This window comes from Halobacterium sp. KA-4, assembly GCF_021028995.1.
In the GTDB taxonomy this organism is placed as follows: domain Archaea; phylum Halobacteriota; class Halobacteria; order Halobacteriales; family Halobacteriaceae; genus Halobacterium.
In genome coordinates, this window is sequence record NZ_JAJJZG010000012.1 from 86696 (window position 1) to 108202 (window position 21507).

The 21507-nt window shown below is 56.7% G+C and carries 20 protein-coding genes and 3 pseudogenes; 11 read left to right on the top strand and 12 right to left on the bottom strand.

Annotated features, from left to right (window positions below; all coding sequences use genetic code 11):
- Nucleotides 1-31 precede the first annotated feature (31 nt).
- Nucleotides 32-666, top strand: a pseudogene (locus LPA44_RS12480) (IS6 family transposase).
- Between the two features lie 90 nt (nucleotides 667-756).
- On the top strand, nucleotides 757-1128 hold the full coding sequence (locus LPA44_RS12485) for an SHOCT domain-containing protein (RefSeq protein WP_230889875.1): 372 nt from the start codon (nucleotides 757-759) through the stop codon (nucleotides 1126-1128).
- On the opposite strand, the gene LPA44_RS12490 is transcribed toward LPA44_RS12485, so the two are convergent.
- A complete protein-coding gene (locus tag LPA44_RS12490; protein WP_230889876.1) occupies nucleotides 1129-2592 on the bottom strand; it encodes an HPP family protein in 1464 nt (487 codons plus the stop codon).
- A gap of 125 nt (nucleotides 2593-2717) precedes the next feature.
- Here LPA44_RS12490 and LPA44_RS12495 point away from each other — a divergent pair, with 125 nt between their 5' ends.
- Nucleotides 2718-5147 (top strand): amino acid permease, encoded by a 2430-nt coding sequence (locus tag LPA44_RS12495; protein ID WP_230889877.1) that lies wholly within the window; start codon nucleotides 2718-2720, stop codon nucleotides 5145-5147.
- A 338-nt stretch (nucleotides 5148-5485) separates the two neighbouring features.
- Here the strand turns inward: LPA44_RS12495 and tnpA are convergent, their stop codons facing one another.
- A complete protein-coding gene (gene tnpA, locus LPA44_RS12500) occupies nucleotides 5486-5944 on the bottom strand; it encodes an IS200/IS605 family transposase (RefSeq protein ID WP_230889878.1) in 459 nt (152 codons plus the stop codon).
- 44 nt (nucleotides 5945-5988) lie between these two features.
- Between tnpA and LPA44_RS12505 the strand changes: the two genes are divergently transcribed.
- Together LPA44_RS12505 and LPA44_RS18105 are read left to right on the top strand one after the other, a co-directional pair.
- Nucleotides 5989-7293, top strand: a complete 1305-nt coding sequence (locus tag LPA44_RS12505; protein WP_442903389.1) for an RNA-guided endonuclease TnpB family protein — start codon at nucleotides 5989-5991, stop codon at nucleotides 7291-7293.
- 281 nt (nucleotides 7294-7574) lie between these two features.
- Complete coding sequence (locus LPA44_RS18105; RefSeq protein WP_269070123.1) at nucleotides 7575-7703, top strand: hypothetical protein; 129 nt, start codon at nucleotides 7575-7577, stop codon at nucleotides 7701-7703.
- Between the two features lie 109 nt (nucleotides 7704-7812).
- On the opposite strand, the gene LPA44_RS12510 is transcribed toward LPA44_RS18105, so the two are convergent.
- Nucleotides 7813-8169 carry a hypothetical protein gene (locus LPA44_RS12510; protein ID WP_230889880.1) on the bottom strand — a complete coding sequence of 119 codons (357 nt, stop codon included), beginning with the start codon at nucleotides 8167-8169 and terminating at the stop codon, nucleotides 7813-7815.
- 678 nt (nucleotides 8170-8847) lie between these two features.
- Nucleotides 8848-9747, bottom strand: a complete 900-nt coding sequence (locus LPA44_RS12515; RefSeq protein WP_230889881.1) for a DUF106 domain-containing protein — start codon at nucleotides 9745-9747, stop codon at nucleotides 8848-8850.
- Between the two features lie 304 nt (nucleotides 9748-10051).
- Between LPA44_RS12515 and LPA44_RS12520 the strand changes: the two genes are divergently transcribed.
- The 4 genes from LPA44_RS12520 to LPA44_RS12535 all read left to right on the top strand — a co-directional run bounded on the left by LPA44_RS12520 (nucleotide 10052) and on the right by LPA44_RS12535 (nucleotide 12757).
- A complete protein-coding gene (locus tag LPA44_RS12520) occupies nucleotides 10052-10990 on the top strand; it encodes an ABC transporter ATP-binding protein (RefSeq protein ID WP_230889882.1) in 939 nt (312 codons plus the stop codon).
- Nucleotides 10987-11733 (top strand): ABC transporter permease, encoded by a 747-nt coding sequence (locus LPA44_RS12525; RefSeq protein WP_230889883.1) that lies wholly within the window; start codon nucleotides 10987-10989, stop codon nucleotides 11731-11733. The genes LPA44_RS12520 and LPA44_RS12525 overlap by 4 nt, the downstream gene beginning before the upstream one ends.
- A 92-nt stretch (nucleotides 11734-11825) precedes the next feature.
- Complete coding sequence (locus LPA44_RS12530; RefSeq protein WP_230889884.1) at nucleotides 11826-12053, top strand: DUF7860 family protein; 228 nt, start codon at nucleotides 11826-11828, stop codon at nucleotides 12051-12053.
- Nucleotides 12054-12190: 137 nt separating this feature from the next.
- Entirely contained in the window at nucleotides 12191-12757 is a 567-nt protein-coding gene (locus LPA44_RS12535) for a TATA-box-binding protein (protein WP_230889885.1), read from the top strand.
- Here LPA44_RS12535 and LPA44_RS12540 read toward each other — a convergent pair whose 3' ends face one another.
- The 5 genes from LPA44_RS12540 to LPA44_RS12560 all read right to left on the bottom strand — a co-directional run bounded on the left by LPA44_RS12540 (nucleotide 12758) and on the right by LPA44_RS12560 (nucleotide 17639).
- Nucleotides 12758-12976 carry a hypothetical protein gene (locus LPA44_RS12540; RefSeq protein WP_230889886.1) on the bottom strand — a complete coding sequence of 73 codons (219 nt, stop codon included), beginning with the start codon at nucleotides 12974-12976 and terminating at the stop codon, nucleotides 12758-12760.
- 145 nt (nucleotides 12977-13121) lie between these two features.
- Nucleotides 13122-14906 (bottom strand): archaea-specific SMC-related protein, encoded by a 1785-nt coding sequence (locus LPA44_RS12545; protein ID WP_230889887.1) that lies wholly within the window; start codon nucleotides 14904-14906, stop codon nucleotides 13122-13124.
- 2 nt (nucleotides 14907-14908) lie between these two features.
- Complete coding sequence (gene rdfA / locus LPA44_RS12550) at nucleotides 14909-15661, bottom strand: rod-determining factor RdfA (protein WP_230889888.1); 753 nt, start codon at nucleotides 15659-15661, stop codon at nucleotides 14909-14911.
- Between the two features lie 78 nt (nucleotides 15662-15739).
- A complete protein-coding gene (locus LPA44_RS12555) occupies nucleotides 15740-17083 on the bottom strand; it encodes an APC family permease (protein ID WP_230889889.1) in 1344 nt (447 codons plus the stop codon).
- Nucleotides 17084-17486: 403 nt separating this feature from the next.
- On the bottom strand, nucleotides 17487-17639 hold the full coding sequence (locus LPA44_RS12560; RefSeq protein ID WP_230889890.1) for a hypothetical protein: 153 nt from the start codon (nucleotides 17637-17639) through the stop codon (nucleotides 17487-17489).
- On the opposite strand from LPA44_RS12560, the gene LPA44_RS12565 reads away from it, so the two are divergent.
- Nucleotides 17625-18038, top strand: a complete 414-nt coding sequence (locus LPA44_RS12565; RefSeq protein ID WP_230889891.1) for a transporter associated domain-containing protein — start codon at nucleotides 17625-17627, stop codon at nucleotides 18036-18038. The two genes, LPA44_RS12560 and LPA44_RS12565, sit on opposite strands and share 15 nt — an antisense overlap.
- A gap of 50 nt (nucleotides 18039-18088) precedes the next feature.
- Entirely contained in the window at nucleotides 18089-18412 is a 324-nt protein-coding gene (locus tag LPA44_RS18400; protein WP_230892630.1) for a hypothetical protein, read from the top strand.
- 1 nt (nucleotide 18413) lies between these two features.
- Here the strand turns inward: LPA44_RS18400 and LPA44_RS12575 are convergent, their stop codons facing one another.
- The 3 genes and pseudogenes from LPA44_RS12575 to LPA44_RS12580 all read right to left on the bottom strand — a co-directional run.
- The gene (locus tag LPA44_RS12575) at nucleotides 18414-19631 is read right to left on the bottom strand and encodes an inorganic phosphate transporter (protein WP_230889893.1); all 1218 of its coding nucleotides are present in this window, start codon (nucleotides 19629-19631) and stop codon (nucleotides 18414-18416) included.
- 115 nt (nucleotides 19632-19746) lie between these two features.
- Nucleotides 19747-20182, bottom strand: a pseudogene (locus LPA44_RS18405) (RNA-guided endonuclease InsQ/TnpB family protein); the annotation flags it as partial.
- A gap of 166 nt (nucleotides 20183-20348) precedes the next feature.
- Nucleotides 20349-21386, bottom strand: a pseudogene (locus LPA44_RS12580) (phage integrase SAM-like domain-containing protein); the annotation flags it as partial.
- Between the last annotated feature and the right edge of the window lie 121 nt (nucleotides 21387-21507).

Sequence of the window (21507 nt, forward strand, 5' to 3'; positions counted from 1 at the left end):
AAGGTGAGGCGGAGCGTTTTCTGAGGGATCTATGCCCGAAAACACCCGCCTTAGCGGTTGTTTAGACCAGATCGAGTTAGAGTTTGTTGAACGAGAAGCGACACCGCAACTGCTGATGAAGCTCAGTATTCAGCGCCATCTTGCTGAAGTCTATATTTCGAATACTGTGTTAATTCTTTAGATATTCGATGTCGAACGCGCACGCTCCACCGTTCATAACTGGGTTCATAAGGCTGACCTACAGCCCGAGTCTGGACGGACTCCGGATCACGTCGCGGTTGACGAAACTGTGATTCGACTCGATAACGAACAGTACTAGCTGTACGCTGCTGTCGATCCAGAAACGAACGAATCACTCCATACAGAGCTTGAACCGACGCGTACGAACGTGATTGCTCGCTCGTTTTCGCCAAACTCCGCGAGAAACATGACATCGATGATGCTCTGTTTCTCGTTGATGGCGCACCCCCGCTGAAAGACGCCTGTCAACGACACGGTCTCCGGTTCCAGTATGAAAAACATGGGAATCGGAATGCTGTCGAACGTGTCTTTCGAAAAATAAAACGACGTACTTCCTCGTTCTCAAACTGTTTCAGCAACGCCGCAGCAAGCACCGCCGACGATTGGCTCAGATCGTTCAGCTTCGCATGGAATCAGCTTATCTGAACACTACCCACTACCGTCAAAGGCACAACCGCATTAAATAGTTATTGCGTAGTATAATCTGAGAACCCAAACTCACGGAGGAATCACAATATGCCGACAAATTCAGACGACACGCAACTTATTACGCTCCTCCTCGTTATCATCGGCGCCGTATTCATCTTCCCGTTGTTCTTCATAGGCTTCGGAATGATGGGATTCGGTCCGATGATGAGCGGGATGTGGGGTGGTCACATGTGGGGCGACGGGACGATACCTGGCTGGATGTTCATCGTGGGCATCCTGATGCAGCTGCTGTTCCTCGCCGCCCTCGTCGGTGGTGGGTACCTCGTCTATCGCGCGGTCACGGGGGGTGCAAGTGACTCAGACCAAGCACTGGAAGAGCTTCGGCTCGCCTACGCCCGCGGGGAACTGACCGACGAGGAATACGAACAGCGACGCGAAGCACTCGAACGAGATACCTGATTACCCTCGATGCACGATTGCCAAGTCGCAGTCAACCGCCTGAATTCGTTCGAACGTCGGTGTGGAAACGAAACGTGAGACAGCACCTCGATCGGTACTCGCTCCGATCACGGCCAGATCGTAGAGAGACGTATTTCGTTCGAGGAACTTTTCGACTGAGCCGGTGGCAACCCGCGTCTCGATTGGATTTGGGAACGACTCGATGAGATTCTCCAGGGTTATCTCGGCCATCCGTCGGTCACGTTGCTGTGACACACAGGTACACGCACTTACTGTTCCGTCGCCGGGGATGAGTCGGTGGGCAAAGTCAAGCATCGCGTTAGCGAGTTCGCCCGACGTGCGGACCATCACCAAGATGCGTTCCCATTCTGTGCGGCCGTTCGATGACCGAAAGACAACAGCATCCGTGTTGCCGTTCAAAATCGTCCGCACGAACGGGCTGGGATCCTCCTCCTCAGTTTCGTATCCACAGACGATCAAATCACAATTCTCTGCTTTCGCAGTCGAGAGAACGGTCTCACCGGCAGACTCATCCTCAACGGCGACGACGAACTCGCAGGGGACGTCGACGACGGAAGTAATTCGGTCCTGAAGCCGCTCAAGGTCTTGGAGTTGCTCTTCGGTGAGGCGTTCTTCAGCTAGTTCAGTGACGGGCTCTGATGACTCTTCACGGTCTTCGGTGATTGCCTCCCCATCGGTAGCTTCTAGTGCTGCTGCTGTTTCCTCTATCGTCTCCGAACGTACTGTTCTCATGAGGACGATTTTCCCGGCGTCGTGAGCGGATGCTAGGCGTGCCGCGAACAGAACGACCGATTCATCGGTATCGTCGCGAATGGGGACGAGAATCTGGTCGTCACTCTGGGTTGAACGGAACAGATAGCGCGCGCGTTCGTGATAGACATTCCGTCGCCAGAGCAGGAATACGCCGGCGATAAGCAGGCTCGATACCACGATTCCGCCGACGTAAGTCAACCGCTCGGCACCGGTGACGAGTACGAGAAGTGCCGTCGAGAATGCCGTTGGTTCTTCCAGCGACAGTCCCCACGTTGCGACCCCAGTGAGAAAGATCCCCAGCGCGGCTGCCCCCGCGTGAACGTGGAACTGTTCAGGCGTAGTTGGATACCAGAATCGTGCGCTCACCTCGAGGGCGATCCAGCCACAGATCGCTCCTGCGGTCATCCCACCGACGAACTTACGTGGCGACGAGTAGCGTCCCTCGGGGTCAGCAAACAAGGTGTACGCACCCGAAGCAAGTGGCGGATACACCAGAAAGGAGACGATCGGTGAGACGTTTGAGAGCCACGTCACGACGCCGATGAGAAACGGAACGATAACGAGTGCAGTCAGATGCAGGAGGTTTTCGGTATCTTCCAGCCAGCTGCGGAGGTCCCGTACTTCCCGGCGTTCGACTCGACGCACTCGACGACGAATCGAGTGATACCGGTAGCGTACCGAATCGAGCATACTTCATCGTACTTGCGAGGAATAATTTGTGTGTCGCCTTCGTGTCGGCGTGAGACAGAAGGAGAGGAAGAAAATCCAGCGATGAAGCGTAAGGTTAGTCCGTCTGGTTTGAGAAACGCCACCAGATGACTGACAATAGCGACGTATCGGCGACGGGTGACTCGGGGGACACGAGCGGCGAGGTCGAAACGGAACTGTCCCGAGACATGAGCCTGTTCGATATCACGTTCATCGGTGTAGGTGCGATGATCGGCGCTGGGGTCTTCGCCCTCACCGGCTTCGCTGCTGGACTCGCTGGTCCAGCACTCACGATCGCATTCCTACTGAATGGATTCGTCGCGGTGTTCACGGCGGTATCATACGCCGAACTCGGCGCTGCCTTCCCGGAAGCAGGCGGAGGGTATCTCTGGGTAAAGGAAGCGCTCGTCGATCCGAACGGCTTCTACGCTGGCTGGATGAGCTGGTTCGCCCACGCCGTCGCCTGTTCACTCTATGCAGTGACCTTCGGTGTATTCCTTACCGAGTTCTTAGTCTACGGTGGTGTCCTCGCGGAAGGATTCCAGCTCTTCGGGTTCCTCGGCCGAGGACTCCTGGATAAGGTACTCGCGGTACTAATGGTGAGTCTGTTCGCCTACATCAATTATCGTGGTGCCGAAGAGACCGGGAAGGCAGGTGTGATCGTGACTGCCATCAAGGTAGTCATTCTCGGTATTTTCGTCGCATTCGGTATCCTCGCGACGGTCAATACCCCGAACTGGCCGGCGAAGTTCCTCAGCAGTCCGAGATTCGCCCCAAATGGAGCTATTGGAATTATCGGCGCAATGGGGTTCACGTATATCGCATTCGAGGGCTACGAGATCATCGTCCAGTCCGGCGAGGAAGTGGTGAACCCCGGGAAGAATATTCCGAAGGCAGTCTTCTATTCGTTAGCTATCGTCGTTCCCATCTACATTCTCGTCGCCTTCGCTGCGATCGGCGGTATTAGCGTCGTTCCCGAGCTTGCACAGCGCGCAGGACTTGCCGCTGACGCACCTACTTGGCAGCTGCTTGGGAATCTCGGCGAGCTAGGTATCATCGAAGCGGCGGGGCAGTTCGTCCCGTACGGGGTGCCGCTGTTGCTGATTGCTGGCCTTACAGCCACGATGAGCGCCCTGAACGCGACCGTGTACTCCTCCTCGCGGGTGTCCTTCGCGATGGGTCGTGATCGGGCGCTACCCGGGATCTTCGACCGGATTCATCCCGAGAAACGGACGCCCCACTGGGCGATTCTCCTGTCTGCGATACTCATCATAGTGATGGCAGTGACGTTACCGATCGAATCCGTCGCCGCCTCTGCGGACATCATGTTCATTCTGCTGTTCGTGCAGGTCAACTGGACGGTCATCAAGATGCGCAAGACCCATCCAGACCTACCGCGCACCTTCAAAGTCCCCTATATGCCGTGGCCGCCACTGATCGGCATCGTCCTCCAGTTCCTGCTGACGCCGTTTCTCCTCTCGGCACTGGGAATGGAGATCGGTCTCGGACCGGATTCCCACGGGTTCATTGCGCTCGTTACGACCGTGCTGTGGATGGGTCTTGGAATCGCCGTCTACTACGGCTATTCCCAACCAAAAGAGGAGGAAAAACTCGAGGAGGAAACACCGACAGTCGCCACCGAGCAGGCCACAGCCGAGGAACGGACCGAGCGCGAACAGCGGATTCTCGTTCCGATTGCCAATCCCGAGAGCGTCCAGCAGCTGATGCGGACGGCACTCGACTTGGCTGAGGAACGGAACGCCGATATTGAGGTTGTGAGCGTCGTCTCTGTTCCACAACAAACCCCGTTGTCCGAGGGCCGGAAGTTCGTGAGTGAAGAACGAGCCGTCATCGACAGCGCGATCGAGTTCGCGGAGACGGAACATCCAGAGGTCCCGGTGAGTGGAAAGATCCGAATCGGACATGATGTCTCCGAAGCGATTTTGAATACGGTCGAACAGGACGATGCAGACCTCGTCTTGATGGGCTGGCGGGGCCGTAGTCGACGTCGGGACTACGTCTTGGGCAGTAACGTCGACGAGGTGGTGAAGAAGGCTCGCTGTGACGTCTTGGTCGAACGAATCGGCCCCAGCAGTGACGAGGAGTCCCTCGGCACGGTTGATTCGATATTACTCCCTACTGCAGGCGGTGCGCACGCCGAACTCGCAGCAGAAATCGCTCGGTCGATCGCCAGACAGAACAACGCCTCAGTGAAGGTAGTGCATGTCCTCTCGGGCGAGACGGCGCGAGAGAAGGCGGAATCCATCATCGAGTCTACGCTCGCCGACCTCGAGGACCTCGAGACGACAAGCGAGATCATCGAAAGTGGTGACATAACGGGCGCCATCGTCGGAGAGACTGCCGATCACGACCTCACGGTCATCGGGGCAACACGAGAAGGACTGCTCCAGCAGCTGGTCTTCGGAGCAATTCCGGAAAACGTCGGCGAACGAGCCAAGAGTACGGTGATCATGGCGAAACGCGATCTCGGAATAACGTCGCGGCTCAAACGGTGGTTCAAGTCACGAAGGTCGTAATTTCCACTTCATTGGAGGTGCCCTCCTCACCCCGTCGTTTGAGGTGTGGCGTACACCGAAAGTGTCGTCACCTGTTTTGTTATCACCGACGGAACGTTAGTGACGTGGGGGAGGGTGATGGCGCGCTTCTCGGATTGCGAGTGCGAGAATCGAGGGGACGATGACGATTCCGATGAAGAACTCGATTGCCGGTAGCGCTCCAGTATTCAGCCAGATGAGGATATCTTCGATACCCCTCAGAAGAAAGACCAGAACGAGCAGAATCACCCCATGTTTCCCGATATCAAACGAAAAACAGCGCGAGTTCCCCGCCCCACCGTGGGTGGGGGTGAAGCGCGTCACTCCGGCGCGTGTTCCGTCTCTTCGATATACCGTTCAACCACTTCTTCCGACACCGCTCCCGTCGTTCCCACGTAGTACCCAACCTTCCAGAATCCGCCACCCCAGAAATACGACTCCTGAATTTCGGGATACCGCTCCAGCAAGTGCTTACCCGAGTACGACTTGAATTGCCGAGCGATGTCCGCCGGACTGTGCTTCGGGTCTGTTTGTACGAACAGGTGTACATGGTCGTCTGCAATCTCCAACGCCAGAATCTTGTGCCCAAAGTGGTCGGCAGTCTCACCAAACAACTCTCGCACATCGTTCTCCACTACACCGAGAACAGGGTGACGATACTGAGCGGGATCGGAGATCCCGCGAGGTACGCAAAGCTTCGCTTTGCTTGACTTCGGACACCAGACGAAGTGATACTTGCAGGAACTAACCGAATGCGCGTGACTACGGGACCCCTCCATCCCGAATCCCTACAATTATGACCAATCGGAACAACCGTCAAAGTCTGGGTGAGGAAGCCACGAAGACGATTCAGACGCGCCTTCACATAGCGTCTGGTGAACGGTCGTGGCTTCACGACGCCCGCCTCGCCTCACGCGAGATATTCAACCAAACCATCCGCCTCAAACAGCAAGGGGACACTCGCACCGAGATACAGAAGGAGGTTGACCGCGACAACTTCTTGCGGAACAACAAGTGCGCGGTCGTCGGCAAAGCCCTCCAAACGTGGGACTCCTACCAATTACTCAAAGAGTGGTGGGAGAATCAAGACGACCCTGATGGCGGCAAGCCGACGACGCCGAGTACGGACAAGAACGATGCGTACCCGCTCGTGATGGCGCACACGGAAGGCTACCGCCTCACCGTGGACGACGACACGAACCGCGTCCAGTTCCGCATCAGTCCGAAATCCTACAAGAAGGTAAAAGGCCACCTGCGCGGCGAGCCGGACGCGATGGACGAACTCCGAGACGCTATCACGTCGGATGAGGTGGAGGTGGGGCAGGCCGAACTCCTGTACCGCGATGGCGTGTACTATCTACACGTCACGGTCACACGTGAGTTCGACGTGCCTGAACCCGACACTGCCGATACTGTGGTTGGCGTGGACATCAATGAGCGTAACGTCGCTCTCACCACTCTTGACCGCGAGACAATGCGGACGAAGGGAACACTCGTCCTCGACTACGGACGGGTAAAGCAGGAACGCCAACGCTATCACACCATCACCACTCGCTGTCAAGAACACGGCAAGACGAGCATCCACCGGAAACTCGGTGACAAGGAAGAGCGATTCACCGAGTGGGTGTTGCATCGTCTCTCCCGTGCTGTCGTGGAGTTTGCAGAACAGTTCTCGGACCCGGTTATCGTGTTCGAGGATATGAGCGGTATCCGCGAGGAAATGCAATACGGTTCGTATATAAACCGCCGATTGCACAAACTACCGTTCCACAAATTCGAGAAATTCGTCTCGTACAAGGCGACGTGGCGAGAGATTCCGACGGATACAGTGGATGCGTACTACAACTCGAAGACGTGTTCGTGCTGTGGTGAGCGTAGTGGTCGGCAGGGACGGCGGTTCCGGTGTATGAACAGTGAGTGTGACGTGGTGCAAGACCACGCTGACCGGAATGCATCGGTAAACATCGCGTGGCGCGAGAGGACGAAACTCGACGATAACGAATCGAATTACCGGACTCACAAAACCCAACCGCAGGTACGGTTGGTGCGTCTGTCCGGGTCGGGGCGTGTAAGCCGCCCAACCTCATCCCGCTCGCTTGCCGAGCAGGGAGTGCTAGCGCACGGCTGAGGGAATTACAAAAGCCTCGGTCCACCGCGCCCGAGGCTGTTTACTTCGACCATGCTGTCACTATTCGTTGGACTGGTACTTCGGTCTGTTGGAGACTGGCCCTCGAACCCTTCCGTGACGTTGCTGCCCATATGACTCTCGATTCAAACAAGGCTCACCAGAAACTCGATAGCTTGGGGAAGAAGGAATCGAAGTGATCCGAATAGGGCGACGAAAAACCATCCTGACGCTGCGATCATCATCCCGTGGAGCCGTCCTGGTTCTGCGGCGGTTCGGTACCGGTGAGCGAGTACGCCACCGATACTGAGAGTAATGAGGCCCGCAAGGAGGAAGGCGGGGATAGCATAGTATTCTCCCCAGACGACAGGAACGAGGATCGAGAGGAACATGAGACCAGAGAGGGCCTGTAACATACGCCCCAGGCCGCGAGCAATCGTCCCAACCTTCTGAACCATCTACTCCGAACGTTTCGAGATGTGCGTCAGATATTGTTGTGATTTCGCTCCGAAGCTTGTGATATCAGGCGTCTTCCGAAATCTTCCGTCCGATGAGAACCCAATGGAGTTTCTCATCACCATTCGGATGACGTTCTCGGGTCACGTGATAGACGTATGGGCCGTGAGGGCAGTCCGCGCACTCATTTCCACACGGCTGGCGTTTCACGACCTCAGTGTACCCTTGATGTTCAGTCAATTCTACGATCTCTTCACCCGGTGTCGGTTCGATCTGATCAGTCGGTACGTGATGAAATTGGAGAAGTTCCTGCGCGTAGATAATCGTCTCCCGGAGATCGTGAACACTTAGCTCTTGGAGCGTCGACGCAACATTCTCCGGATAATCGGCTGGAGGATTCGGCATGTCCGTTGGGTCGCTCATACCCACATTCAGCGAGGCTGCATCTTATATTTCCCGCCGAGACATCCCAAGATACGACCATCGAAATTAATGTCCAAATCGACTGTGCTTATTGATTGACATCCTCCTCCGCGCAAACGCGGAGGAATCCCGAGCGGTGGGAGTTTCAGGTGTGCAGTCCAATCACCGGACTACCAGCCCTTTCGGGCACGGGTAGTCCCACGGTATCGGACTGGTGGACTCCTGACGGTGCCAAGCCGCCGGTACCCCTATCCTCAACCGTGTACGGTGTCCCTGTGTTGTTTTTGCCACGGGGACGCCGGCAAGCGTCAACGGACTTGGGGGTATCGTCTGGTTTGCTTTGAGCAGTCGGCACAGGCACACGCTTCTACATGTGTGTTCACCAGCTGCCCTTTCGGATACTGCCTCGTTACGTGGGTGGACAGGCCACCTCCGAAGGACGGTTCGGAATCCGCTCCGTCCCGACCGATTCCTACTCCTCAGTAGGCCGGCCTATCACTTAAACGTCACTGTGGGAAACTCGGGGAAAGCGTTTGAACGGCGGGCTGTTAGCACAAGTGACGGCGCGTATCCACGGCCTGAAGGCCGTGGTATTGCGCCTGTTCAGCGTATAAGAGCGCTCAGAATAGATGGGTGGTTCAAAAGGATCTTGATCTGATAACAACCACTTAGACGTTGTCACGAGGACGAGGAGGGAGACGTTTGGATGTTGAGCGTCTTCTGGATGATCTGCCGCGACGCCATCGAACAGAGGAAATACCAGACGATCCACGTCCGCATCGGTCCAAGCAACGGCTCTTGCCAGGAGACGGCGCCCGCAAGCGGCAATATCATCCCAGTCTCGCCGACACCGAGGTGACCGCCACGAACCTTCCAGCGGAGCCAGAGGAACACGGGGATCGTCAGAAGCATGATCCAGACCATCGGCCGGAACTGTAGTTTGAACATCCCAAGCTGGTCGCCGGCCGCCTCCATCTGTTCCTCCTGGATCTGTTCGAGCGCTTCGTCATCCCCGCGTTCTTTAGCCTCCTCTTTCCGTTCTTTCAGTTCGTTCATCCGCTCCTGATACGCCTGCATCTTCTCGTGGTCCATGAGACGTGCCTGCAACACGGTCGAATACAAGCCTGTGACAATCGCAAGGAGGATGATGACCGCGTAGAACGGGAGCATGTCAACAATCGGTGCGAGAAGTAGATTATCGACGGACGCGATGATATTACGGATTCCAGTATTCCAGTACCCCGCAAAGAGGACGAGGGCTGTTACACCAGCTGCTTTGTCGTACCAGGCCCACGACTCGGATTCGATCTCATCTACCCCCTCTGCTGTATCTGAGAGCGGGCCGTGCTCCTCAAGCGTCTGCTGGACGCGGTCGGGGTTCGCAAGCGTGAATCCAGTACCACCGCTCACGAGAACTCCCGATTCGATCAATCGGCCCCATTGCCCGCTTGACAGCGCATCGCTGACGTCGGCCCATTGGACTTCATCGGTTCCCTCTTCGCTCCGCTCGAACACGATCGACAGGGCCTCACGCATCGCTGGATTATCGAGAAACGACTCTAACTGCTCTGCTGGCATACCATTATCTGGGGATTGAACTAGACAGTTATCAACCCTTCTGTTCGGGTACTATCCTTGTCTCCAGACGTCGTCGATCCCGGGGCGAAGTACCCGCCGTTGGTGACAAGAGTAGACCCCGGAGTCGGTAGGGCTCGTGTTCACATCTCCACTGGCGATTCGTCTAACAATCGCTAAGTGATTGTTAGATGTCCCACGGTGCCGTTCCGAGTTCTGTTGTCCGAGGAACAGAAATGCCAGCTATTTCGACTGCAGTTCGTGCCAAAATCGAACGGCTTACCTCAAGTCATTCCAATTCTCCAGTATGACCGCGGCAGTTACTGCCGAAGGTATCTCCAAGCGATACGGCGATACAATCGCGCTCGAGGACGTCTCGTTGTCAGTCGATAGCGGTGACGTTTTTGCACTCGTAGGGCCGAATGGGGCCGGAAAAACGACGCTCGTTCGTACACTCACAGGGACCACGATGCCAGACGCGGGATCGGTTACTGTGTTAGGGCGGTCACCGAACCAGGTCAAAAAAGAGCGGATCGGACTCCTCCCGCAATCGTTTACACCACCGGAGCGGTTGTCAGCACGTGAGTTGCTGGGCTATTATGCAGGGCTCTATGACGATCCGCGACCCGTCGACGACGTACTTACCGACGTCGGGCTGGAAACAACCGACGAAACGTGGTATACGAACCTGTCCGGTGGCCAGCAACGGCGCGTCTGTGTCGGCATCGCTCTGATCAACGACCCCGATCTCCTCTTTCTCGACGAACCGACGACAGGGATCGATCCAGCTGGGCGGCAATCACTCTGGTCGCTCATCACTGACCTTGCAGACGACGGAACAACGGTCTTCCTCACGACCCATTACATGGAAGAAGCCGAACAGCTGGCGGATCAAGTAGCTCTACTCGATTCTGGTTCACTTGTCGAAGTCGGCCGGCCGACTGCCCTCATCGAGCGATATGGCGGCGGAACACACCTCCGCATCGAAACAGAGCATTCTCTACACCAGATCGAGTCGCTCGGTGTCGACGTCGAGACAACCGAAACGGGACTGCGAATACCAGACGTTGCACCGGCGGAGATCGGAGAGATAGTCAGTCGGCTGGAAGCACAGGGAATCGACTACGAGACGCTTACCTGGACCGAGCCGTCGCTTGAAGACGTCTATTTGCACCTCACCAGCGAAACGATCGACGAACAACAACCATCAGAACCTGCTGTGAATCCCGTGGGGGAATCACAATGACTTGGATCACGCGTGTCGGTGCCGAGGCTGGGACGGCTTGGCGGTCGTTCCTCCGGCGGCGGACGGCGGTCTTCTTCACGTTCGGCTTCCCGCTCATCCTCGTCGGGATCTTCGGGGCTGTCGTCCAGACGAATCCCACCGGCGGCGGCCTCTTCGGACATCCGACCGGATTTTACGTCCCAGGCTATCTCGCAATCATTGTACTGTTTACTCCCCTCTCCCGGATCGGGAGTTCTATCGCCCGGTATCAAGAGGGGAATCGATTCGAGAAGCTGGCGACGACACCTCTCAATCAGGGCGAATGGCTGGCAGCACACACGCTGGTAAACATCGGGATAATCCTGCTCGCCAGCGCGATCGTACTGGGTGTACTTGAGCTTGTGACTGGCGGAAGTTTCAGTCTCTCCCCGCTCCTACTCCCGTTCATCGTACTGGCTGTCGTGGTGTTCTGTGGGATTGGGGCACTAATAGGCCGGGTCGCGGACTCACAGGATGGCGTTATCGCCGCGAGCAACGCAGTTGCCCTCCCACTCGTGTTCCTGTCCGAGACGTTCATTACCCCGGATATGCTCCCTGGATGGTTCCGACCGGCTATCGGCCTCTCACCACTCACGTACTTCGCTCGCGGCGTTCGAAACGCAACCTATCTGCACCAGTCAGCAGGAAGCGAGTTAGTCGTCCTGGCAGTGTTAGCAGTGGTATTCTTCGGTCTCGGTGCCTATGCCGTCCCTCAAACAGAGTAGGAAGTACGGCCCACACTCTCGCTCGATATCTCCGTGATAATCGCTCGACTAGGGTCGAAACAGATAATATCGAGTGTAGACCACGAGTGACTATGGGCCACAACATGAGACTCGACTATGCAAAGTACGCCAAACGTGGGTTCTTGCTGGGGCTAGGGCTCTTTCTTCTCGGTGCTCTCGGAGCTACTGCTGGTCCAAGCCTCGCAGGGGAACTCCCCGGATGGGAACGAACAGTCTTGTTCGATTCTATGGTGCTCGGGATTGCAGTTGGGTTCTTCTCTGTCTTCGGCTTCGGTATCTTCCTCCCGCTCACAGACTGAGCGGTCGTAGCCGATTGATAGTATCAAGTAGCCATCTTAGGAATTGAGCTCATCGCAACCCTCATGGAAGACCGATAGCTCCGCCGGACGGATATCGACCAGTATTTTATCATTCGTGGGAACATTCGAGCAGAGAGATGAGCAGTCCATCAGATACGCTTGCGGTTGAGAACGTTGTCGCATCTACCAGTATCGGCCAAGAACTCGACCTCGAGACACTCGCCGACGACCTTCCGACAACCGAGTATGCACCCGACCACTTCCCAGGTTTGGTCTATCGAACACAGAACCCGCAGGCCGCGGCACTCATCTTCCGGTCGGGAAAAGTCGTCTGTACCGGGGCCCAAAGTGCGACCGCTGTCGAAAACGCACTCGAGATCTTCTTTCAAGAATTGCGTCATCTCGGGATCCACGTCGACGAATCACCGGAGTTCACCATCGAGAACATGGTGACCAGTGGCGATCTCGACGAACGATTGAATCTCAATGCAATCGCAATTGGTCTCGGCCTGGCGAACATCGAGTACGAACCAGAACAGTTCCCCGGACTCGTCTACCGACTCGACGACCCCCCTGTCGTCGTCCTGCTCTTCGGGAGTGGCAAACTGGTGATTACAGGTGCACAGACAGTTGAGGACGCTGAGACAGCGCTCGGCACAGTTCAGTCTCGGCTCAAAAATCTCGACCTGCTTCAACAGAGGTGATCAAATATCGATTTCGACGATTTCAGTCGAGTCGCAATCCGGGCACGTGAGTTTGTATTTGATATGGCCGGACTTCGGCGTCGTCTCGACGTGCGTCTTCCACTCACTATGAAGAACACCATCCTCAAATCCACAGTTGGTACACGTCTTCTGCTTGTGTTCCAGACTCTCGGTAAATGCACGGACTCCCTTCTCGTGCTGCTCGGTAAACCGACTCATCACAATCTCCATAGATGAACTCTGTACTTAACTCTGGCGAGAGACTGTCACATTGTACCACAGTAATATAAGTGGTGCAAGGGTTCGATACGGGCTGGAGGTCAGGAGACCGAGACGACTAAAGAACGATTAGGCGATGATCCTCCTACGCTGCACCGACGTCCGGTTCGTGCGACACGACCTGCCACTCGGACGGCGACAGTTCGTTTCCGTCGAAGCCCTCGTTTTCGGGATACGTCGTGAGGACGAGGTACTCCGTTCGCGCAGCCAGATATTCAACCAAGATTTGTAGATTGTCGCTGGCGAGTCCGCCAAGACCATCGAGAAGCATCACTGGGACACGCTGGCTCACCTCGAAGGCCTCATAGCCCGCAAGTGCTGCGACGATGCCAAGAAGCTCTCGTTCCCCTTCACTCAATGCGTCCAACTGGGCTTCTCGCCCCTCACGTGCGACGACGAGATCGAACGTACTTGTGAGACGGGCCGTCTCGAACCCCGTGTCGAACTGTTCGAGCAGATCAGCGAGTGCTGACGAAAATGCCTCGCGCGTTCGTTGCTTGACATCTTCTTTCCGAGTGCGGAGGTCCGTGATTTCGTCAGTCAGTGAGTCGTACTCCTCATCGAGCATCTCGCGTTGTTCTGCGAGGGTCTCGGTTTCCTCGAGTTCCTCACGTGCGTCTGTCAACTCTGCCTCGGTGTATTTGATCTCGCTTTCGAGATCCGTAACCCGGTCTTCAGTCGAATCGACTTCTGCTTCGAGGTCAGCTATACGAGATTCGAGCTCGTCTCGGCGGTCGCGCGCTGTCTCAAGGCTCTCCTCAGTCTCTGCGAGGCGGGATTCCAGATCGCCGATGCGATCGGTCAAGTCTGTTTCTTTCCGGCGTGCCTGCTTGATCTCATCGCGCCGCGCTTCGAGGTCCTCCACACGATCACGGGTCTCGGCAGCCTGCGATCGGAGGTCTGCAATCCGGTCATCGAGCGCCGTCAGCTGTGCCTCGATATCGTCACGTGTCGAGTCGGTCCCACAGAGCCAACACGTCACCGAATCCGACAGCATATCGTGCGAAACCTCGGTCAGCAGTTCCACACGCCCTTCGTCGAGTACCCGTTTGTTGGCTTCGTAGACCGACTGCAATAGCTCTCTGTCGCGCTCAATGTCACGGAGGTCGGCATGAAGATTCTCGAGTTCGTCCTCAACGTCAGCATCCGATGGAACGGTAAGCGACTCCAGTTCGGCCCGCTTTTCGGCCAACGTCTCCCGAACGCGCTCGGCAGTCGCCTCCAAGCGCTCGATTTTCGTGGTTACCTGGTCACGTTCCGCGCGAAGGTCACTCAGCTGGTCGCGAGCGTCGCTCTCACCACCGCTGTCGTCATCGATAGCATCCCGTTCTGCACGCAGCTCCTCGAGATCGTCTTCGAGACTCGTGACCCGTTGCTGGAGTTGTGGGAGGCGTTCGGCCGCCTGGTCGGCTCGTTCGAGTTCGCGCTCGACTTGCTCACGTTCGGTCCGTAAGTCCGCAATCTGCTCGTCGATGTTCTCGAAATCAAGCGGCCGGGTGAGCATTGTCTCCAGGTTCTCGCCGGTTCGCACCGCCTGGCGGATGTCGTTGTCCTCGTCGAGGAACGCAAACAACTCCGCACAGATACGATCGTATTCGTCCTCCAGGTACGGCTGTCCGGAGCGCGACACGGACCCGTTGGTCCGTTCTAATTCGACTGTGATCTCCTCATCATCCGTTTGCAAGACAACTCGACCGGTCGACTGCCCTTCGGTCAGCGGCATCGCAGTTCCGAACGCGGTCTTGATGCCCGCGAGGAAACTTGATTTTCCCTGCCAGTTGCTCGCCCGGACAGCATTGACGCCCGGCTCGATATCAGCGTCACCCTGCCGGATGCCTGCAATATTCTCGAGAGAGAGGTGCCACGTCATACTTAGAGAGCGGCAATCGTGGCGGCTTCGAGGAGGAACGGTTCACCGAAGAAAGCAGTCTGGACTGCATCGACAACCACGTACGGAAGGGCGATAGCGGACGACTGGTTGCCAACGCGTTCGAGCACCGGGTCCTCGGACTCGGTCTCGGCGTGCGTCTCACAAACGTAGCCCCGTTCGACGGCATCCTCGAACGGCACCCGGACTGAACAGTCTGGGCAACTTAGTTTGACTTGCACATCCACCTGTGCGCGATCCGCGTCCCGAAGTCGGCCCTTCGATGTAAGCGACGACAGGACCGATCGGGCTTTTTCTGCGGCCCGTTCTCGGGTCATCTGGACGGTATTGGTTTCCCAGTCCGTTTCCGCGGGGGTCGTGTCCTTCTCGGCGTCGAGACAGCCCTTGAGGTGATGGCGCATCGTACTCCACGACACCAGCTCGTCAGCAATGTCGTCGATATCGAGCCCATCGGTCGCAAGGTCGGCGGCGAGTTCGTCACGCTGGATATCCTGGTCGCCAGTGATAATCTCGTACTCGCGGTCTAGGTGGACGTTCACCGTGCCACGATCGTGTTCGTCGTAGATTCGTTTCAGCAGTCGTTTGTTGAACCATTCAGTGAGTGCCTTGTAGCCAACGGCTGAGCGACCGTCCGAGCCGGTCCACCGCGCCACGAGATACTCATCGACCGACTCGTACCCGGCGTCGGGCACGGTCAGGGCGTGGCGTTCGATGAGGGAATCGACCTTGCATCCCATTTTTTGTTCTACTGGGAAGGTGGGTCTGCCCGCTAATAAACGTGATTACTGGCGCGCACACCGACGGTACGAGAATTGTCACCGCCGTCTCGGCACCCAATAGACCGAGAGGACCACCGCCCAGATGACCGCTACAGTCACGAGAACGTCCGGATCAGTTCGGTGCAGGTTCCATCCAAGTGCGAGCAGTGCCGATACAGAACCAACGACACCTACCGTAGGGATGATCGTACTCACCAGCGAGTTACGCTTCGTGAACGCGAGCCAGCTCACGAGTCCAAAGATCGTCATAAACGCTCCGGAGGCGAATGAGGTGATGCTGTTCAGGTTCCCGTACAGCGTGAAAATCGACGTGAGCATGCTGATTACCACGATGGTTCGCACAGGCGGGGCGGACTCGGTCGTGGCACCGGGGGAACGGTGCGTCGGCGTGGACGCACCATATCCTGACGGGTTACGCCCACCATCCGTGGTCGCTGATTTAGTCTGTTGCTGTTCGTTGCCGGCGGTTGTCTGAGATATTTTGGCCGACAAGCGCGATGCACTGAACAGAGTCGCGTTCAGTGCGCTCGCCGTCGAGAGGACCGCGGCGATCGCGATGAGAGTGAATCCGAGATGGCCGAGGAGCGGCTCTGCCGCGATTGCCAGTGCTGTCTCGGGGTGCTCTTTAATTGTCGCGAGGGAGACGAGGTTCGTCGTGACGACGGCGACGAGTGCATAGAGTATCGTCGTTCCGACGAGCGAGATGTAGATCGCTTTGGCGACTGTCTCTGACGGGTTGCGGATGCTATCCTGGTCGAACATCAGGAGTTCCCAGCCCTCAAAGGCGACGAACGCGATGGCCGCAGCAGTAAGCGCGTTGATACTGATAGCATCAAAGCCCGATGCGATCGTGTTGTGGACGGTGCCGTAGTAGAGGCCACCCCCGGCAAACAACAGGAGAAGGACAACCTTTGCAGCGACGAGTGCATCCTCGGATTTACCGGATGCATGCGCGCCGAGGAGATTCAGACCGCCAAAGAGGACGACACCACCGACTGAAAACACGGGACGAGTCGGGATGGTGAGTACGTGCTGAACTCCAACCAGTTCAGCCAGATAGCTCCCGAACGCGAAGGCGTACATCGCCATGGTGCCCACGTAGCCGAACGTCAACAGCCATCCAACGAGCCCGGCAAGCTGGCGGCTGTCGGAGATCTCCTCGATCTGCCCGATCGGGCTACGTAGCTCCGAACACAGGGTGTTCAGGCGAACGAACGAATAGCCCGCACACAGGGCGATCAGGCCGGATAGCGTAAACGCGATCCACGCTGCGGTTCCTGCCCCGGCGGCAACGACACCCAGAACCGCGAAAATACCGCCCCCGACCATTCCACCGACAGCGATAGAAACTGCTTCGGGAAGACCGATTTTCTCACTCATGATCAGCAAGCCGGGGAGCAAGCTCGGTCATCCTGTGTCTCATACAGGTGCCCTACGAACAGATGCTATAAAAATACGGTTACCGGGGGATCGACAGTGACGAAGAAGAGAATCCGCCGTAGGCCAGGGCGGGGTTAGTTCAGTGAGTGCCAACGACGCTAACTCTGAGATAGAAGATATGATATAAAACAACGTCGATGAACAATAGATACAACAGACCACCAATGAGAAACGGGAGCGGATTCATATCTGTCTCTCCCGCTGACCAAGCCCGAGCGTAGAGTATCCCGCCACCGACGAGTGCTAATACCGTCGATAACGCGTTCAGAAATCCCGTCGTTCCCCACGTTAGGGAGAGGTTCCACGATGTGAACAGAATTTCGAGCGTCACCGGAACAGTACTCTAAAAGGCCATTACGCCCGTTATATTACCGATCGCGAGCGTATCTTTATCCCGCGAAATCCAGATGATACTGTTGAACTTCTCGGGTAGCTCCGTCGCCAGAGGGGCAATCAGCAATGCAAGCACAGCCGTCGGAAAATGCAGTACTTCCACCGAAAAATACCGAACCTCGGTAACGAAGAGTTGTGCATCCCCAAGATCGATGAATGGGGCGCGTTCGAAGGGCTAGTGACGGTGGTGGACGTCGTCGAGGAGATCGTCGGAGACATTCTTGATCAGTTCGACCTCAATGAATCCAATCCCTCAATCGGGCGGCTCGATACCGGTGGGTACACAATCGACGGGAACGTCCCATTAACAGCGGTGAACGAGGCGCTAAACACGTCCTTCGAGAGTGCAAACTTCGATACGCTTGGTGGATTCGTGTTGAGTCGATTGGGGCGTGCTCCTGAACCCGACGATACCCTCGAGGAAGGAGACCATCAATTGCACGTGGATGAGGTCGATGGAGGAGGATTTCAACCGTCACTGCGTCCATCGAGAAATGGGTAGCTTCGATAGATGTTCGTGGCCTTTACTGAGTTCAAGAACAGACATCCACTATGGACCTTCAGGTTGCCGGGCTGGAGGATCTACATAACCGAGTAGGGACGGCACTCGATAGAATCGGCGAATTACAGGCCGGAACGCGAGTCCAGTCGGATGCATTCTTCTCACACCCGTTTATGGAGGACCACACAGAGTTCGAGTCGTTCACTGCCTTCTGCGAGCAGAGTCCCTGGGTGCTCGACAACAGAAGTGACATTCAGAACGTTCCTCGCGAGCAACTCAACGACTACGTCGCCGCCACAACCGACTTCGAATCGTGGGAGGGAATGAAAACACAGGCCGCAGAAGAGGAGATAATTGATCAGATTATCTCGTAGGCTATCCGATTCCAAGAAGCGCGTTCAAGAGGTGATAGAGCGTATAGCTAATGAGACCTGCTCCGAACATCGAGCCGACCCACGAGCCGACCGTGTAACCCACCTTCCGAGGCGAGACACCATTTCCACTTGACGATTCCGCTGCGAGACCGCTTCCAACGATGCTCGCGATCATTACTTTATTGAACGAAATTGGGATGCCGAAGACGATTGCAAGCTGCGCTATTAGGAATGCCGGGATGAGCGCCGCGATAGATCGTCTCGGTCCTAACGAGGCGTACTCGTTCGAGACAGCTTGGACGAGTCGCGGCCCCCGAATCCACGCGCCCAAGAGAATCCCCCCACCTCCGAGGGCGAGCAGATAGATCGAAGGAAGCCGGAGTTCCGATTCAAAGATCGTTTCGAGGGGCCCGGTTGCCAGTCCGACCTGCGTACCACCGCTCGTGAACACGACGATGAGCCCCAGGGCAATGAGGAATTGATTGATGCCTGCGGTTTCGTCCCGTTGGAGGAGCGCCCGGGTAACAAGAAGCGCGACGAGACCGCCGATCACGCTCACGAGGACCATCCCAAGCGTGTACGTCCCGCCGATCGTCATTGGCAGAAGTTGCGACTGCGTCGCAATATATCGTGCGGCTGACCCCTGGCTGCCGGATGCCGTTGGAATAATCGTGAGCTGGATATTAGCGAGTGCATACCCGACCGCTCCGCCGAGAAGCGGAATTCCTACGGTTTCGGGTACGGATTCGCTTCGAAGGCCACGTGCGAGCCCGTATGCGAGAACGCCTTCGACAACTGGAATCGCAAACCAGAACCCGAGAATGACGACGTACTCATGGTAAGCAAAGCCGCCGCCTAATGCAATTCCGGCGCCGATCATCGCTCCGGTAACGGTGAACGCGGACGGAATCGGATAACCGTATGAGTTCCCGATCGTGATGAGCGTCGCCGCTGTAAGTAGGGCAGCCGCCGCTGCAAGCGGCGTAATCGTGACACCAGTAATGAGATCCTTTCCGATCGTCTCGGAAATGCTCCCCCCTTGGAGGATCGCACCTAGACCAGCGACGATCCCAACCAGCAGTGCAGCCCGGAGGACGGAGAGTGCGTTTGCACCGACGGCTGGAGCGACGGGGGCGGAGTTACTATTGGCCCCGACTGTGAACGACATAAACAGGGCCGCTATGAGAGCGATACTCAGCACCAAGAGTACTGAAGCCATTAATGAAATCTACCTCGTAATCGTTGTCTGATTAAACCTGTATTCGGAAGGCTGCGCTCGAAACCGAGTCAAAATCGGGGTATGAATTGGATGAAAGCTTCGGTTTTAACCATATATGCGCCTGCTGCACTGATGTTCGATGTAAGTTATACGAATAGTCAGTATCGTCGGTGAACATACCGTTTTGCTTCCACGTCACGGTCGAACGCAGGTGTTCTTCGCGAACGCGGCGGCCCTGTTGGTCGTAGTAGTTTTCTTTACGATAGCCGGGCGGATTGTCCCTGTCGTTATCACGGGAATACCACGAGTTGAAGCTTCAGCGGGTTCCCCTAGAACCCGCTGACTGGACTGACTGTACAGCCCCTCGTACTTTGGATGTGTCTTCAACTCCTTATGGTCGGGACCTTCCCGGTGTCCTCCCAGACTTGCTGGGAGTGGTAGTTAGCGACGTTCCAGAGCTTGCTGGCCGACCATCCGTGCCGGTGAAGCGGCTCCGCCACCTGTGAGTGGTTGCAGATTTTCGCTCGATGGGTGCAGTGGACTTCCAGCATCGTGAAACGCCCGCATAATCGCTTATACGTATGTATCTTGTAATACTGGGTTTGAGAACGGTGGAATATCCGGCCCCGTCGGAGTCGGTGGAACAGGGGACTGAGTGACGGCGCGTATCCACGGCCTGAAGGCCGTGGTATTGCGCCTGCTCAGCGTATTCGGGGATCAGCCGATTCCGTTATCTACGTTTTCAAGAGCCTCCGTCGCGACATCACCCAATTCACCAGCTTCAATATGCGAATAGCGCTCACGAACCATCTCCTCAGAGTTGTCTAAGTACCGAGCAGCGACAGTGTACCCAAACGCGCGGACAAGTACCTCTCCCATCCCACGTCGACCACCGTGCGGCGCGAGATAATCGTGTTTCGGATGGTCGATATCGATCTCTGCGGTCTTAGAGAGCCGTTGGAGAATCGACCGTGCGCCGTCCGTCGTGATCGACGGCGGCCGGATATCCTCATCGAGCGCTAGCAGCAGGTCACGGGCGTACTCATCACGTCGCTCAGCAATTGCCTCTGGGTGTTCCCCTCGTTCGGCTAGCTCCTCCTGAACGAGGCCTGCGAGCGTCCGTTGGTCGAACGTCGGAAACACCGGCCACCGCTCCGTCGGCGGATCCATCAGCTGGCGGTAGCTTCGCAGCGGGGAAATCACTGGATCGGGGAGACTCGCGGCGTCCCACTGCTGTTTCTTCCGGTAGACGTCCATACTCCCATCGTCGAGGGAGAGATCCTCCCAGCGAACGCCGCGCCGGCGCGGGTCGTTCGGATCCCGGAGGAGTTCCCCAACGCGGACAGCAGTGTACGCGAGAACGAACACTAGAGCCCGGTCACGAGCCGCCTTCAGCGCCGCGTAGCGCGCACGCTGCTTGTCAAGGGGGCCAGTATCCTCCGGAAGTGTCGTGTAGGCCTCGACGGCGTCGCGGACCCGTTCGTCGACGTAGCGAGTGAGGGCGTGGCGCTGTTCGGATGTCCAGGCCTGCTGGTCACCGGGCTTGCGGCCGTCGTCCTCGGGGAGGGGAGCCATCGCACTCGCCCGCTGCGCGAAGTGCGCTTCAAGGTACCCCTCGTTGACGCACCAGCCACACCATGCAGAGATATAGCGATAATAGGTTTGTACAGTATTCTGCTTAAGTCCACGATCACCAGCAAGATGCCGAGCGTACTCCCTGAAAACCCGTTCATTCAGGTCCTCAAAGATAGGTTCAGTACCTCACAAAGCATCCTCAGCTAGCTGTTTCTGAAGCCTGAGTTCTGTGGCGGAGCGGTTGTGCTGGGTGGTCTTGACGAGAAGATCGTCGACGAACCGACGGAGAGCTGTCGCTGTC

What these genes read in the sequence shown, in the direction of transcription:
- LPA44_RS12485 (WP_230889875.1), top strand. Translation starts at nt 757, where the DNA reads ATGCCGACAAATTCAGACGACACGCAACTTATTACGCTCCTCCTCGTT.
- LPA44_RS12490 (WP_230889876.1), bottom strand. Translation starts at nt 2,592, where the DNA reads ATGCTCGATTCGGTACGCTACCGGTATCACTCGATTCGTCGTCGAGTG.
- LPA44_RS12495 (WP_230889877.1), top strand. Translation starts at nt 2,718, where the DNA reads ATGACTGACAATAGCGACGTATCGGCGACGGGTGACTCGGGGGACACG.
- tnpA (WP_230889878.1), bottom strand. Translation starts at nt 5,944, where the DNA reads ATGGAGGGGTCCCGTAGTCACGCGCATTCGGTTAGTTCCTGCAAGTAT.
- LPA44_RS12510 (WP_230889880.1), bottom strand. Translation starts at nt 8,169, where the DNA reads ATGAGCGACCCAACGGACATGCCGAATCCTCCAGCCGATTATCCGGAG.
- LPA44_RS12515 (WP_230889881.1), bottom strand. Translation starts at nt 9,747, where the DNA reads ATGCCAGCAGAGCAGTTAGAGTCGTTTCTCGATAATCCAGCGATGCGT.
- LPA44_RS12520 (WP_230889882.1), top strand. Translation starts at nt 10,052, where the DNA reads ATGACCGCGGCAGTTACTGCCGAAGGTATCTCCAAGCGATACGGCGAT.
- LPA44_RS12525 (WP_230889883.1), top strand. Translation starts at nt 10,987, where the DNA reads ATGACTTGGATCACGCGTGTCGGTGCCGAGGCTGGGACGGCTTGGCGG.
- LPA44_RS12530 (WP_230889884.1), top strand. Translation starts at nt 11,826, where the DNA reads ATGGGCCACAACATGAGACTCGACTATGCAAAGTACGCCAAACGTGGG.
- LPA44_RS12535 (WP_230889885.1), top strand. Translation starts at nt 12,191, where the DNA reads ATGAGCAGTCCATCAGATACGCTTGCGGTTGAGAACGTTGTCGCATCT.
- LPA44_RS12540 (WP_230889886.1), bottom strand. Translation starts at nt 12,976, where the DNA reads ATGAGTCGGTTTACCGAGCAGCACGAGAAGGGAGTCCGTGCATTTACC.
- LPA44_RS12545 (WP_230889887.1), bottom strand. Translation starts at nt 14,906, where the DNA reads ATGACGTGGCACCTCTCTCTCGAGAATATTGCAGGCATCCGGCAGGGT.
- rdfA (WP_230889888.1), bottom strand. Translation starts at nt 15,661, where the DNA reads ATGGGATGCAAGGTCGATTCCCTCATCGAACGCCACGCCCTGACCGTG.
- LPA44_RS12555 (WP_230889889.1), bottom strand. Translation starts at nt 17,083, where the DNA reads ATGAGTGAGAAAATCGGTCTTCCCGAAGCAGTTTCTATCGCTGTCGGT.
- LPA44_RS12565 (WP_230889891.1), top strand. Translation starts at nt 17,625, where the DNA reads ATGCAGTACTTCCACCGAAAAATACCGAACCTCGGTAACGAAGAGTTG.
- LPA44_RS18400 (WP_230892630.1), top strand. Translation starts at nt 18,089, where the DNA reads ATGGACCTTCAGGTTGCCGGGCTGGAGGATCTACATAACCGAGTAGGG.
- LPA44_RS12575 (WP_230889893.1), bottom strand. Translation starts at nt 19,631, where the DNA reads ATGGCTTCAGTACTCTTGGTGCTGAGTATCGCTCTCATAGCGGCCCTG.